Origin of the sequence: Bacteroides sp. MSK.20.82, from assembly GCF_019052485.1 — a bacterium.
GTDB lineage: Bacteria > Bacteroidota > Bacteroidia > Bacteroidales > Bacteroidaceae > Bacteroides > Bacteroides thetaiotaomicron.
Genome location: NZ_JAHQUN010000018.1, coordinates 30,021 through 44,984, shown reverse-complemented (window position 1 = coordinate 44,984; position 14,964 = coordinate 30,021). Strand labels below are relative to the sequence as shown.

Annotated in this window: 14 protein-coding genes; 6 read left to right on the top strand and 8 right to left on the bottom strand. The window is 35.5% G+C overall.

Annotated features, from left to right (window positions below):
- Positions 1–153: 153 nt before the first annotated feature.
- From KTR07_RS15540 to KTR07_RS15525, 4 genes are all read right to left on the bottom strand, one after another.
- The gene (locus KTR07_RS15540; RefSeq protein ID WP_113747967.1) at positions 154–1,485 is read right to left on the bottom strand and encodes a DUF6056 family protein; all 1,332 of its coding nucleotides are present in this window, start codon (positions 1,483–1,485) and stop codon (positions 154–156) included.
- A gap of 8 nt (positions 1,486–1,493) precedes the next feature.
- Positions 1,494–2,429, bottom strand: coding sequence for a glycosyltransferase family 2 protein (locus tag KTR07_RS15535; RefSeq protein WP_008762983.1), 936 nt, complete (start codon positions 2,427–2,429; stop codon positions 1,494–1,496).
- Positions 2,426–2,806 (bottom strand): GtrA family protein, encoded by a 381-nt coding sequence (locus tag KTR07_RS15530; RefSeq protein ID WP_113748852.1) that lies wholly within the window; start codon positions 2,804–2,806, stop codon positions 2,426–2,428. The genes KTR07_RS15535 and KTR07_RS15530 overlap by 4 nt, the downstream gene beginning before the upstream one ends.
- Before the next feature lie 219 nt (positions 2,807–3,025).
- Entirely contained in the window at positions 3,026–3,931 is a 906-nt protein-coding gene (locus KTR07_RS15525) for a beta-1,6-N-acetylglucosaminyltransferase (protein ID WP_170848638.1), read from the bottom strand.
- Between the two features lie 217 nt (positions 3,932–4,148).
- Between KTR07_RS15525 and KTR07_RS15520 the strand changes: the two genes are divergently transcribed.
- The 5 genes from KTR07_RS15520 to KTR07_RS15500 are packed head-to-tail and all read left to right on the top strand — an operon-like array spanning position 4,149 to position 9,055.
- Complete coding sequence (locus KTR07_RS15520; protein ID WP_008762980.1) at positions 4,149–5,258, top strand: DegT/DnrJ/EryC1/StrS aminotransferase family protein; 1,110 nt, start codon at positions 4,149–4,151, stop codon at positions 5,256–5,258.
- A gap of 1 nt (position 5,259) precedes the next feature.
- The gene (locus KTR07_RS15515) at positions 5,260–6,420 is read left to right on the top strand and encodes a pyridoxal phosphate-dependent aminotransferase (protein ID WP_113747968.1); all 1,161 of its coding nucleotides are present in this window, start codon (positions 5,260–5,262) and stop codon (positions 6,418–6,420) included.
- Position 6,421: 1 nt separating this feature from the next.
- On the top strand, positions 6,422–7,621 hold the full coding sequence (locus tag KTR07_RS15510) for an acetyl-CoA carboxylase biotin carboxylase subunit family protein (RefSeq protein ID WP_229072642.1): 1,200 nt from the start codon (positions 6,422–6,424) through the stop codon (positions 7,619–7,621).
- A 3-nt stretch (positions 7,622–7,624) separates the two neighbouring features.
- The gene (locus KTR07_RS15505) at positions 7,625–8,068 is read left to right on the top strand and encodes an N-acetyltransferase (protein ID WP_008767578.1); all 444 of its coding nucleotides are present in this window, start codon (positions 7,625–7,627) and stop codon (positions 8,066–8,068) included.
- A 6-nt stretch (positions 8,069–8,074) separates the two neighbouring features.
- Positions 8,075–9,055 (top strand): glycosyltransferase, encoded by a 981-nt coding sequence (locus KTR07_RS15500; protein ID WP_062695836.1) that lies wholly within the window; start codon positions 8,075–8,077, stop codon positions 9,053–9,055.
- A 52-nt stretch (positions 9,056–9,107) separates the two neighbouring features.
- On the opposite strand, the gene KTR07_RS15495 is transcribed toward KTR07_RS15500, so the two are convergent.
- Both KTR07_RS15495 and KTR07_RS15490 read right to left on the bottom strand, forming a co-directional pair.
- The gene (locus tag KTR07_RS15495; RefSeq protein WP_011108798.1) at positions 9,108–10,097 is read right to left on the bottom strand and encodes a glycosyltransferase family 2 protein; all 990 of its coding nucleotides are present in this window, start codon (positions 10,095–10,097) and stop codon (positions 9,108–9,110) included.
- Positions 10,087–11,076 carry a glycosyltransferase family 2 protein gene (locus tag KTR07_RS15490; protein WP_011108797.1) on the bottom strand — a complete coding sequence of 330 codons (990 nt, stop codon included), beginning with the start codon at positions 11,074–11,076 and terminating at the stop codon, positions 10,087–10,089. Before KTR07_RS15490 ends, KTR07_RS15495 begins: the two co-directional genes overlap by 11 nt.
- Before the next feature lie 132 nt (positions 11,077–11,208).
- Here KTR07_RS15490 and KTR07_RS15485 point away from each other — a divergent pair, with 132 nt between their 5' ends.
- Positions 11,209–12,450: a glycosyltransferase gene (locus tag KTR07_RS15485; protein WP_011108796.1), complete on the top strand. Its 1,242-nt coding sequence runs from the start codon at positions 11,209–11,211 to the stop codon at positions 12,448–12,450.
- 4 nt (positions 12,451–12,454) lie between these two features.
- Here KTR07_RS15485 and KTR07_RS15480 read toward each other — a convergent pair whose 3' ends face one another.
- Both KTR07_RS15480 and KTR07_RS15475 read right to left on the bottom strand, forming a co-directional pair.
- Positions 12,455–13,696 (bottom strand): glycosyltransferase family 4 protein, encoded by a 1,242-nt coding sequence (locus KTR07_RS15480; RefSeq protein ID WP_062695837.1) that lies wholly within the window; start codon positions 13,694–13,696, stop codon positions 12,455–12,457.
- A gap of 25 nt (positions 13,697–13,721) precedes the next feature.
- Positions 13,722–14,963 (bottom strand): glycosyltransferase family 4 protein, encoded by a 1,242-nt coding sequence (locus tag KTR07_RS15475; RefSeq protein WP_062695838.1) that lies wholly within the window; start codon positions 14,961–14,963, stop codon positions 13,722–13,724.
- Between the last annotated feature and the right edge of the window lies 1 nt (position 14,964).

The window sequence follows — 14,964 nt, the reverse complement described above, 5'->3', positions numbered from 1 at the left end:
TGTAAAAGGGTTTAGGTTTAATTGTACAAATATAGAGCTATTAATATGAACACATGCAAAATCCTACTTCTTTTTACAATTTTTATACACAGCAAAAAATATTACTACCGAAAAACATCTTAACTGACAATCATCTATTATCACAAATGAATACTAATCAACCAGCAAAGCTTTCATCGGCTTTTTGTCTCCCATATAATAGACGGAAATACAAAAAGCTTCCCAGCCCGCATATCCTCCGAATCGCCAGACATAAGAATCAACCCAACAGGGAAACTCCTCATATCTGAAAGAAACAACACCGTCTTCTGAGTGGAGATAAGTGGTCACTATATCCTGAAATTGCGCATGAGAACGTTTTGCGCATGGAATGACAAATGCCATATGCAAAACGATCGCACTTGCTGCCACAATTGATACACTTCTACACCAAACCGCATTAAATGAAGTCTGTTCACTGATCAGCTTGATTAAAATCACAACAGAAAACAACTCTATTCCAAACAATTGCCGGACATTTCGAAATCCTATAACCAAGCTAAAAACAAGTTCAATTAAGATTACATAAAAATAAAGTTGATTATCATAGAAAAACTTTCTCAGAGTATGATTATTGTTGTTTCTCTTTTCACGAAAAAAAGTATATACCAGCAAAAACAGAAGAACATAAAATGCCCGAAGCTCACCGATTATCAATAAGAAGGTTTCCCAGATGGAAGGATGATCAAACGACGCGCGCCCGCGGGCAGCAGGCGATAAACACAACAACAAGGTCCCAAGCCAAAAGCCGGCAACCAAAGCTATTTCAGGTGATTTAGGCTTCCTCTTATTATATTGTACACAATAAATAATAAACAAAGCCCCAGAAATGCCAATAACCAAAGATTCATGTGTCCAACCAGAAATGACGCCCAGCAAAAAAAGAAGAAAAGCAACTCCCCAATTCACCCTTTCCATTTGCCGCACTTTAGTATAAACAAGCAGAAAAGCCAAGCAAAGAACGGCGCTCCAAGTATAATTGAGAGCACCACTCATCAGCAAAAAGAGATCAACCGGGCAAGGCAGTAAGAACCATATAAAGAAAACTGCAGCAACCCAGTAACCGAATTTTGTCAGATTTCTTTTTCCGGAAATCCATATAACCAACATATTAAGTAACAGAAAAGCGAATACATTGATTAAATTAAAACAATTCTCCCCCCAAAGTCCGGCAAACGACTGCTCCAGAATATGAGGAATGGTACGGCCATTCACATAAAAATAATGATTATATTGCGAAAAAATAACATCGGTAAATGATGATATCTTCTGCTCAAATCCTATCGATGCGCCTTCAAAGAAAGACTTAGCTGCCACAGGAGTCAAATAGAATGAATAAAGATAATCATCTCCACATATCGGAGTGTACATATTCATCAGGTAAAATAAACTTCCTATTATCAACAGAAATGCGCCAATACCAATCCGAACCGTTTTTTTACTCATAATCTTAGTTATTGTTTCACACCATTATATTCTCTTGCAATGTAGGTAGGACGATTCTTTGTTTCATTGAAAATACGTCCTATATACTCCCCTATGACTCCCAAGGACAGCAACTGTATCCCACCTAGAAAAAGAATCACGACCATCAGAGTAGGGAAACCCTGTACTACTTCGCCCCATATCAATGTTTTAAACATGATGAAGCACATGTATATGAAAGCAACCAGGGAAACTATAATTCCAGCAAAAGTAGAAATGCGTAAAGGAGCTACAGTAAAGGAGGTCACCCCTTCCACAGCCAAGCTCAGAAGGCTGAAAAAGTTAAACGAAGATGTACCGGCAACACGATCTTCCTGCTCGAATTTGATCTCTTTCTTACGAAATCCAATCCAGCAATACATACCTTTAGTATATCTTTGGCTCTCACGTAGCTGTTTTAAAGCGTTTATACAACAACGATCTAACAGTCTGAAATCACCGACATTCGGGAGAATCTCCACACGGGTCGTTTTCTGCAATAACTTATAGAATAACAAGGACAGATATTTACGCATCAAACTCTCCTTGCCTCTGGTTATTCGCTTTGCGTATACATCATCATACCCTTCTTCCCAATATTTCAACATTTCAGGGATTAAGTGAGGAGGATGTTGCAAGTCAGCATCCATAATCACCAGACAATCGCCTGTAGCATAATCGAAACCAGCTAACATTGCTACTTCTTTTCCAAAATTGCGCGACAGGTCGACAAAATTAATTCTCTCGTCTTGTGATCTCAAAAATTTAATAACTTCCAATGTTTTATCATGGCTGCCATCATTAACAAACAAAATCTCCCACTCATATTCTGCATAAGAATCCATCATTTCTTTTAGCTTCGAATAGAGCTCCGGAAGAGAGAGTTCCTCGTTGTATGCAGGTATTAAAACACTAACTTTACTCATATTTTTTTAGATTTTAGAACAAAACGAACAAGAAGGAAATTAACCGGTACTACTAATGTAAACACAGGAAGGGGTGCCCATCTCTCGGGAACTCCGATCCATATAAATAGCGACAACAGCCCGATATGCAACAAATAATTGATAAAATGACTGATGCCAAATCCTATTCCTTTCCTAACAGTAGGCTTAGTATTAAAGGTGAATATATTAGACAAGTAAAAATTCAGAATAAAGCTAATAGCATAACCAATAGTATATGCAATAGCTGGTAACATCAATACACATAAAAAGAAATAAATACCATAATGAGTAGCAGTTGCCAGAACACCAACCAATATGAAACGAACAAACTCTCTACGCTTATTAAAAACAGACATCATCCAATACTCTTTTATTGATTTTGATCCAACTACCTACAGGAGACTTATAAAACGGTACAATATTATAAATAATATATAAGACCAGCAAAAAAGTATAACTAAATATACAAAAATAAATAATATCACTTCTCCATTAGATTAAATCATAGAATGATATCTAAGGTGCAATTTCTCTACTCATCTTCATGAGTTACCACCACACATCACTTTATACATTCAAGAAAAAAGCTCCCTTATTTTGATCACAACATCCATATTCTGCGAATCAAATTTTCGAGCAAACAAATGCTCTGTTTCTAATAAATATTGCAAATCCTCCATTTTCCAAACATAAGGATTCCCCCGTTCCCAATCAATTGCACGAAGTCCGGCATTCAACTGCTCACTACCTGGATAAATATGACTCCGCCTTTCTGAGTTCCACAATATAGATTGAAGAAATATTTCGTCACCACAGCAAACATTTTTAAAACGCCTTAAAATAAAAGACTTTTGGGCTAATATAATTGTTAGCAACTCATGCGTAATACTAACCCAATTGGAACCCTTTTTAAATTCAATTTCTTTAGGTCGGTTATAATGGAAGAAATCCTGCAACTTTAAAAAGCTTATTCGAAGAGATTGTACTTGCTTTTTAAAAATACGAGGTGGAATTTTATAATAACGACAGAACAAATGATATTTAAAAACCTTTCTTTCGAGATCTTTTAAATTAGCCTCACCACAAGAGTAAGGCACAAACTCATACCCCTTATTTTTCTCGAAGAAATGATGGATATAGTCTTGTGACTTTATCGGCAAATCGACTCCTGACAACAAATGATAATAATCATAAGGACCTTTCATACTGGCTGTCTCAAGTAACAACAGTTCAGCCTTTACCACACTAATATCACCCCATCTTACGTCAAGACGTTGCTCAAGTACAAAAAGACGAGCTTTTGCAAGCCGAAATAAATCTTGCTCTAAAGGTCCGAGCACGACTTTCTTATCAATATGCAGATATATATCATTCCTCCCATCATCAAGCATAGAAAGTAGTATCTTCAATATTTGAAATTCATTATGGGCCAGAATTAAAAAAGCATGTCTCATTACCTTTGCATCATTAAATAAGTTCATTATCATGCAAAGATACAACAGATAGAATTCCAATACAACAATAGTTAGATAAATTCCAAACATATATTTTGATAAGTATTGGAATCTATCTATCTTTGTGAAATTTAAGTCTTAAATCATTAAATTGGAGCTGACACCCGATTCTTAATGGAGACAAAGACAATAACGTCATTAACCTAAACAACTATTATATAGACCAATAATATCCATAATTACAATGATAGATAAACCTATATATGTGACTTCCCCCCTACTGCCTTCTTTGGAAGATTTTACTTTCTTATTAAAAGAAATATGGGAAAGCAAAATGCTGACAAATAATGGCAACTTCCACCAAAAGCTAGAAGAGGAATTAGCTAAGTATCTTAAAGTTCCCTATCTCAGTTTGTTTACGAACGGAACTCTACCTTTAATAACCGCTTTACAAGCAATGAGAATTACCGGTGAAGTGATAACTACTCCCTTTAGCTTTGTAGCAACAACACATTCTCTTTGGTGGAATGGAATCAAACCTGTTTTTGTAGACATTGAGCCAGAAACCTGTAATCTGGATCCTAGTAAAATAGAAGCGGCCATTACCCCCAGAACTACAGCTATCATGCCTGTACACGTTTACGGGAAGCCTTGTAAAACGAAAGAGATTCAAGAAATTGCCAATAAATATGGATTAAAAGTTATATATGATGCCGCTCATGCTTTTGGAGTAGAAATAAACGGGGAAAGCATTTTAAACTTTGGAGATATGGCTACTCTGAGTTTTCATGCAACGAAAGTTTACAATACTTTGGAAGGTGGAGCATTAGTCGTTCATGACGAGCAGACTAAAAAGCGCATCGACTATCTAAAAAACTTTGGTTTTGCCAGTGAAACTGAAGTTGTAGCCCCCGGTATTAATAGTAAAGTAGATGAGGTACGCGCTGCATACGGATTACTTAACCTTAAGCAAGTAGATCATGCAATCAATTCCCGTCGCAAAGTAGCCATAAGATATAGAGATGAACTTCAAGGTGTTAAAGGGATAACCTTTTTCAATGATATACCAGGAGTACGCCACAATTATTCTTATTTCCCAATTTTCATAAATGCTGAAGAATATGGAATGACGCGTGATGAACTTTATTTTAAGATGAAGGAACATAATGTATTCGGACGCCGTTATTTCTATCCGCTAATCAGTACATTCTCAACATATCGCGGATTAGATTCTGCTAACCCTGACAATCTGCCAATAGCAACCCAAATGTCCAATAACGTCATCTGCTTGCCAATGCACCATGCTTTAAGTGAAAATGAAGTTGAGTATATCCTCCAAATTATAAAGAAATAGTATGATACAATTATCAGAAATAACAAACTCTATATCCCCTTCCTTAACAAGGCGTCTATTTAACTTGGCCCAAAAATATGACAATGTTATAGACTTCACATTGGGAGACCCGGATATACATCCACACGATAAAATAAAAGAAGCTGGCTGTAAAGCGATACTGGAAGGTCGTACAAGATACTCCCCTAATGCCGGATTATTAGAATTAAGAGAAATAATATCTTCCAGATACAAGTTACAATATAATATAGAATACAACCCGACAAATGAGATTATGGTTACAGTTGGGGGAATGGAAGGATTATATTTAACCCTGCTAGCCATTCTAAACAGAGGGGATGAAGTCATTATACCAGCTCCATATTGGATAAACTATGTACAGATGGTATGTATGTGTAGTGGAGAGCCCATTATCACAGCTCCTGTCAGCACCAATGACTTATCGATATCTATAGAAAATATAAGGAAGGCAATCACTCCTAAAACAAAAGCTATTATTTTAAATACGCCCAGCAACCCTTCCGGGCGGATAATTTCTGATGACTCCATCCAACAAATAGCACAGATAGCTATTGAGAATGATTTGATAGTAATAACAGATGAGGTATACAAAACACTACTTTATGATAATGCTCATTTCAAAAGTATTGTTACATGCGACAAGATGAAGGAACGCACTGTTGTTATCAATAGTTTATCAAAAGAATTCTGTATGACCGGATGGCGTTTGGGTTATATAGCTGCACCTTCAGAGTTAATATCAGTGATGACAATGTTTCAAGAGAACATAGCTGCTTGTGCTCCATTGCCGTCTCAGTATGCAGCTATAGAAGCACTAAGAAATTCGGAGAAATATTCGGCTGGTATGATTGAGGAATTCACTCTCCGCCGAAATGTTTTATTGGAAGAAGTTGCCAAAATCAAAACAATAATAGTCGATGCGCCACAAGGAACCTTTTATGCAATGTTAAATATAAAATCTACCGGATTAAAATCTGAGGAGTTCGCATATGCCCTTTTAGAAAAAGAACAAGTGGCAGTGGTTCCTGGAATAACTTACGGTGATTGTTGCGAGGATTTTATCCGGATTGCTTTTACATTAGATATATATAAAATTAAAGAAGGAATTCAAAGACTTAAGCGATTTGTCGAAAGTTTATAATATGAAAAAAGTTTTAATGCTAGGAGGCTCTTTATATCAGGTCTATGCGATTAAAGAAGCTGTAAAAATGGGATATTATGTAATCACCTGCGATTACTTGCCGAATAACCCAGGACATCAGTATGCCCACGAATATTATAATGTCAGCACAACAGATAAGGAAGCTGTTTACGAGTTAGCCAAAAGACTTCAAGTAGATGGCGTCGTTGCATATGCTTCAGATCCTGCAGCTCCTACAGCTGCTTATGTTTGTGAGAAACTAGGATTGCCCACCAGCCCCTATACTTCTGTAGAAATTCTTTCTCAGAAAGACTTATTCAGACGATATCTGGCTGAACATAATTTCAATGTTCCCAAATACGTCGGATGTTCTTCATACACGGAGGCTTTGGAACAAATCAAGAATTTAACCCTTCCTGTTATGATAAAGCCTGTCGATTCATCAGGAAGTAAAGGCATCAATAAACTGACTAACGTAGATCAACTAAAAGACTTTATAGAAGATGCCCTCTCATATTCCCGTGAAAAACGCATTATTATTGAGGAATTCATAGAGAAGGACGGATATCAGATATCAGGAGATGCCTTTTCCGTAGACGGAATTTTAAAATTCCACTGTTTTGGAAACGAATACTACAGTTCTTCAGTTGTCAAAGATTTCGCCCCACTTGGTGAATGCTGGCCTTTCCAAATGAAACCTGAAATTATAACAGAACTGGAAAAGGACATACAGCGTCTGATTTCTGAACTAAAAATGGGGACAACCGCATATAATGTCGAGGCTATTCTTGGCAAAAACGGGAAATTGTATATACTGGAGTTAGGTGCCAGAAGCGGTGGCAGTTTAATACCTCAGATTACAGAACTGGCAACAGGAGTCAACATGGTTAAATATGTAATAAAAGCAGCTTTGGGAGAAGATTGCTCCGAAATAGAGATGTCACCTGCAAGGGGATATTGGTCTAATTATATGTTACATAGCAAACAGACCGGACGGTTTAAAGAAATATCATTTGATGAAAACTTTGCAAAAAACAATCTGGTAGATTGTGTAACAGAACTGAAAAATGGAGATAATGTTCATGCATTCCGCGATGCTGGTGATGCATTGGGAACACTTATTCTCAAATATTCTTCGAAAGAAGAGATGTTTAATGTTATCGAAAACATGGACCAGTTTGTACATATTATTATTGATTAAAGTATGAGCATAACAATCCATACAGAACCTCTAGCATATACCGAATTTAGAGATTTTATCATATCCTCTGCAAACTGGTTTGTTCCTTCTCTGTTACAGATGCCCAACCTGGATGAATGGATATTGAAAATGTACCATAACGGCTCTATGTACTATACTATTTCCGGATCTAACATTATATCTTTAATTGTTGGCTATTACAATAGAGAAGAGAGATTTTTATATATACCCTATGTCTGTGTAAACCCTGACCATCAAGGTCATGGGATCTCTAAAAAAACAATTAATTATATCATAGAACATCTTTCTACGGACATTCAGGAGATATTGCTTGAAGTTAGAAAAGACAATAACAATGCACTTCATGCATATCATAAAATGGGATTTTATGAGGCTGAGGATAGGGATGAGAAGTATTTAATGAAGAAAGAGGTACACAAAAGTTAATATTGAATGAAAGATATAGCAAATACTCCATTAGTAAGTATAATTTGTAGCACATATAATCATGGATTATATATATCCCAGTGTCTAGATGGTTTTCTAATGCAAAAGACCAATTTTCCATTTGAAATTCTAATCCATGATGATGCATCCACTGATAATACTCCTGATATCATTCGCGAGTACGAGCATAATCACCCTCAAGTCATAAGACCCATATATCAGAAAGAAAACAAATACTCAAAGAAAGAAGATATCTTTGCCAAATACCAATGCTCACGAGTCAGAGGAAAGTATATTGCAATATGCGAAGGAGACGATTATTGGATTGACCCATTAAAACTTCAGAAACAAATCGATTTTCTAGAGAACAATCCTGATTACGGCATGATATATACTACCAGCAAGGTATATAACCAAAAGGAAGGCAAAATAGAAAAAGATATTATTGGACGGGAATTTAATGGTTATATAGAGTTATTATCCGGAAATTGTATTCCAACCCTTACATCTTGCATACGCAGTGCCTTAGTAATGGAGTACTTGAAAGAAGTGGAACCCAAGAGCAAAAACTGGCTAATGGGAGACTATCCTATGTGGCTATGGATATCATATTATCACAAAATAAAATTTATTCCGGAAAGCACTACAGTATACCGTGTCTTAGAAGAGTCAGCAAGTCATTCTAATGATATACAGAAATATGAAAGATTCATATTATCGACCATTGATATAACTGCATTTTATATCCACAAATTTAATACTCCATTAACAGAGCCATACTTACGATCCTTAAGTTGCTTTTACTATGATCTATACGATAAGTATATGTGTCTGGGCATGTATAAAAAGGCCAGACACTATTCAAAACTCATTAATCCTAGTTATGTATCCGCACGTATGCGGAGAAGAGTCCGCCGATTCCATCTCAGATTCATTCAGATAAGATTAGCAAAATGGTTCGATATAAAAGGAAAAGAAAGGAAGTAAAAAGGGAAAAAAACTATCTAGTGAGATATTAAGTAAATATCCCTTTTTCTATTCACGAATCTCCACCTTTTTTAAACAGGAAATGAGTCAAGTAGTACAAATGCCAATGATAAGCTATTTTTCTTACCCTCCTGCGATATTTCAATTCATATGTATCTTCAGGCAATGCAGCTATCTCTTTCATTTTCTGCCTCATATCCTTAACAGGTTCTTTGAATTCTCTCAAATTCACCTTCAAAAGTATCTCCTTAAATATTGTAAGACAAGTCCCAATCAACCTAGTCCTAATTTTAAAAAGATCTTCTTCTTCAAATAGAGAATATTTCTCCATGAACCTCATGCGGGCATATTCTGCCAAAAAATAATGATAAAGATTCATAGGAGACATCGTGTGACATATACTCGTTTGTCGTTCTACATAATGATAAAAAGGGCTATCTACCCATACAACTTTCTTACATAGAGCAACCCATTCATACATTACAAGTCTGTCTTCATAATTTTTCCCCTCTGGGAATTGTAATGATGTCAGAAAGCCACTCTTATAAAGCTTTGTACAAGCAGAACAACTAACTTTTTCCATCATCATATCTTGTAATACATTCTTTGGATCTCGAATAACAATATCTCCAGAATTCCGGTAAGGAGACTCGTTTGGTTTAAATTCATATTCAAGAAGAAAATTACAATATGCAATTTCCGCATCACTTTGTACCATTGCATCTAACATTTTCTCAAACATTGCAGGTTCAACATAGTCGTCACTGTCAACAAAACCAATGTAAGGAGCAGAAGCTATACGCATGCCAGCATTACGAGCAATAGAGAGTCCAGCTATAGAAAGATGTAGCACTTTAATACGTTTGTCAATTTTCGCATATTCATCACATATCTCAGAAGAACCATCAACAGATAAATTATCAACCAAGATTATTTCAATCTGCTGTAATGTCTGACTACGTAATGATTCAATACATTTATGCAAATAATCAGCGGTATTATGAACAGGCACTATTATACTAACCAAATACTTATTCTCCACTATTTATCTTTTTAAGTTTAAAATGTACCCAATAATAAATAGGCCAAAAATAAACAATCTTTCTCAGCCGTTTATAACATTTAATATCAAGTTCCTTTTTAGACAGAGGAATTAATTTCTTCAAATTATTCTTCATATCAACAACATAGGCACGACTTTCGCTAAAAGGAAAAGAACGCATCTCTTTAAAAGTCCTTAAGCAGCTCTTAACAAGGGATGTTTTCATATTATATTGTTCTTTCGTATCGAACAATAGATTATTATTAATAAACTCCAAGCGGCAAAATTGTGCTAAAAAGAAATGATAACGTTGTAATGGTGAAATAACATGGCAAATACTAGAGCTTCTTTTTACATAATGATAAAATGCCTTATCAATCCACACTACTTTTTCAGACTCTAATATCCACTGATGCAAGATAAGACGATCCTCATACATATTATGTATAGGAAATTTTAATGAAGAAAAAAGTGTCTTCTTAAAGAGTTTCGTACAACAAGAGCTATTCAATCGATCACACATCATATCATACACCACCTCCTTCGAAGATCTTTCACAGACCATACCACTATTAGGTTCAAAAGAGTCTATATGCCCGTCGTCATGTTCAATCTGAAAATTGGAATATACCAAATCAACACCATATGAACTAATTGCAGCAAGCAATTCCTCATACATATTGACGTCAATATAATCATCACTGTCTATAAACCCTATATATGGAGCAGAAGCCATATCAATGCCAGCATTACGAGCTACAGATGCATTAGCTACCGAAAGATGAATTACTTTTACCCGAGTATCCATACTTGCATATTCATCACATACCTCAGAAGATCCATCAGTTGATAAATTATCTACCAGAATTATCTCTATATTTTCTAAAGATTGATTTCGTATAGATTCAATACATTTTCGCAAATAATTAACTGTATTATGTACAGGTACAATCACACTTATCAAATAATTATTCTCCATGCATGCTCTCCATTAATAAACTTACGCACAAAGATAGAGAATATAGTATTATCAGTAAAATAAAAACCAGATTTTAAGTTCCCAGGTTATCATTAATAATCGTATCTTTGCCGGAAAGCTTATTATATTAATATGAGTAAGGAAAATATAGCATTTGTTGTTGTACGTTACGGATTAAATATCAATGGAGGAGCAGAGTATCATTGTAGAATGCTAGCCGAAAGACTCACCAATGATTATAACGTTGAAGTTCTAACTACTTGTGTAGATAATTATAGAACTGGAGAAAATCTTGAGTTTAAGGAAAAAGAGATTATCAATAAAGTCATTGTTCGCCGTTTTAAAACTAATCCCACTCATCCTGAACTTGAAAACTTTTATAAAAAGAAAGCTAAACCGGCTTATAAATTAAGACGTTTTTTATACAAATGTCACTTTCTAGCTATTGCTTCTTACTTTTTCCCTATTTGGCATTTCAAAGAAAAAGAAGAACTAGAAGCACTCGGTAGCCAAGTTTTCCATTCTCCGGCTCTCTTCAATTTCATAAAAGAAAATAAAGATAATTACAAAGCAATCATCCCTATTACAATAGATTATTCTCATGTATATTACACAACTTTATATGCACCAGAAAAGACTATTGTAATCCCTACAATGCATTATCACAAAACTGCATTTCGCTCAACCTTGACACAAGTCTTTACAAAGGCAGCCTACATCGCTTTCAACACAACAGCAGAACAAAAACTAGCAAGAAAAATATTTGGTATGCACATGGCACCCCACAGTATTGTAAGCGTAGGGATAGAGCTAAGTGCTCCATCAGACTGGGCAGTGACCCAAGAAAAGTATAATCTTCCTGATGAATATATGCTCTATGTAGGGAGAGTAGACCAAGGCAAGCTTAACAATGTGTATACTTATTTCCTCAACTATAAAAAGGTATATCCTAATTCTGATTTAAAGTTTGTTCTTGTAGGCAAACAATATAGTGATCCTTTTAATCATCCGGATATTATATATACTAATTTTGTTGAAGAACAAGAAAAGATATCAATCATTCAACATGCAAAGATTGTAATCAACCCATCACTGTATGAAAGCCTATCACTTATATTACTGGAAGCAATGGCTTTAAAAAAAGCGATGCTGGTCAATGGCAATTGTAATGTATTGAAAGAACATTGCCATAAAAGTAATAATGCTGCTTTATACTACACTAATGAAAAAAGTTTCATTGATAAGCTTCATATGCTAGACTCTTCTACCAATCTTAGATTAGAGATGGGAGAAAAAGGATATTCTTACGTTAACAGTAATTACGACTGGAACATAATAATGAATAAACTAAAGCATGTTATCGAAAATATATAAAGATTTAGATACTCTTGATAGCTTGCTTTAAGCGCCCCATAATCAAAGTCCAATTATAGTTCGATTTCACATAAAATACACCTTTCTCTCCCATCTCCTCTCTCAAATCTTCCGATTGTTCAATCCGTCGAAGTGCCTGATTAAACCCGCGATTATTCATGTAATAAAAAGAAGCAAAATCACTTTTTAAACAATGTTCTTTCAAGACCTTACAATGTCCGTTTACAAGCATTGGCCTCTTTTGACTCATAGCCTCTAAAAGTATTAAAGAAAGGCTTTCATAACGAGAAGGATTCACTACAATATCGGCATGCTGTAGAATTGACATTTTCTCCTCATCACTGACAAAGCCTGTGTATATAACATCAGGATGCTCAAATCGCTCCATAGCCAGCCCACCTACTAATACTAATCTTAATGTTGAATCTGAATATTTCTTCTTATAGTTCACAAAATATGTAAGTAAACGATGAATCTTTTTAGGAGTAATACGACCAATATATAACAAATATTTCTCTGGTAATTGAAACTTTTCTTTTGTCATCGCCCAATCTGCGGATAAAGACTCCTCTATTCCTACACTCAATATCCCATGAGCCCCCAAAGCCTTACCCAGAATATTTTCAGCAAGCCTCTGTTCCTCTCCGGTATTAAAACCAACATAAGCTATCTTTGAAAAAGCAGATGTTAATACAGAACGGAAAGAAATACCCATATTATGCATTGTAGGAATAGCTATTGTTTTTCTACCTGCATACAATGCAGTGTAATAAAAGGTGACATAATCAGAAGACATTGCTATAAATGCTTTATATTCATCTATATGATCACGAATATAATCATTCAATGCGGACGAATAGAATTTATCACTCTTCATCGCTTGTACCTCATCATCATGTTTGTAAGACCATACAGGAATCAAATAAGACAAGTATTTCAAGATTCCTAATTTAAAAAGGAACTGGCGTAGTTTTCTTGCTGGTTTAGCCTTCTTTGCGAAATAGCGTTCCTTTTCACGCTGAACAGGATTAGTCCTAAAACGACGAATCACCACTCCATTCCATTCTTCCTCACCTTCCGGATATATATTTTCGCCTGTCGCAACATCTCTGACACAGGTAGTAAGTACTTCCACATCATAATCAGATACTAACCGTTCTGCTAACATCTGACAATGATATTCAGCCCCGCCATTTATATTTTTGCCATATCTGACAACAACAAAAGCAACTTTCTCTTTCTTCATAGCTTCCCTTAATACAACATTCTACTTATGAGAGCATCTGAATCACATTTTTCATCCGTCCTATAATCATCTCCCAATTATAATTCTCCTGAACATAGTGACGCCCTTTCTCTCCCATCTGTTGACGTAATGTTTCTGAGTTCTCAAGGTTATGCAATTTTCGCATAAAATCTCTGCGATTCATATAATACAAAGCTGCATAATTACTCTTTTCACAATGTTCTCTCAACACATTACACCTGCCATTGACCAACATCGCCTTACCTTCGCTCATCGTTTCAAGTAAAATAAGTGATAAACTTTCATATCTGGAAGGATTCACTATTACTTTAGCATTCAACTGAATCGCTACTTTCTCCGCATCATCAACAAAACCTGTGTAAATTATATCCGGATGTTCGACTGTCTTTCCAAAAATGCCTCCGACTAAAACTAGCTTTAATCGAGAACCTACATATTTCTTTTTATAGCTTAAAAAGTAATCAACTATATTATTCAACTTTATAGCATCAATTCTCCCTACATACAATAGATAATCTTCCGGCAAATTATATTTTACCTTTGTTTGCTCCCAATCAGCAGCTTTCGTCTTCTCTATACCTACACTTATAATGCCGTGAGCAGCCAAAGGCTTTCCAACTATATTCTCTACCAATTTCTGTTCTGCTTCTATATTAAATCCAATATAGGCAACCTCAGAGAAAACAGAAGTAATAATAGAACGAAAGGATGAACCGTTATTATGCATAGTAGGAATCAGAATCGTCTTCTCCGGTGCATATAGTGCAGTATAATAAGTATGAGGGAAAAAGGAAAGCGGAATGAATGCTCTATAAGAAGCTTTATTCTCTCTTATAAAAGCATACATTGAAGATGAATAAAAAACCTGACTATTCAAGGCCTTTATTTCTTCTTGTTCTTTATAATGCCAAATCGGTTTCACATAAGACAAAGGCTTCAAAAGACGACATCTGTACAAGAAGTGCCTCCACTTCTTTGCCGGAGCCGCCTGCCTGACATAGCTTTTATGTAAGTCCGGTTCAACAGGATCTGAATAGAATCGACGTACCAAAACTCCATTCAGGATTTCTTCTCCTTCAGGATATTCATTATCACCGGTAACATAATTCTTGACACACGTAGTCAATACTTCAACATCATAATCGTTAACCAGCCTTTCGGCCAGCATACGACAATGATATTCAGCACCTCCGTTTATATCTTTTCCATAACGAACTACTATAAAAGCTATCTTTTCCTTAGTCATT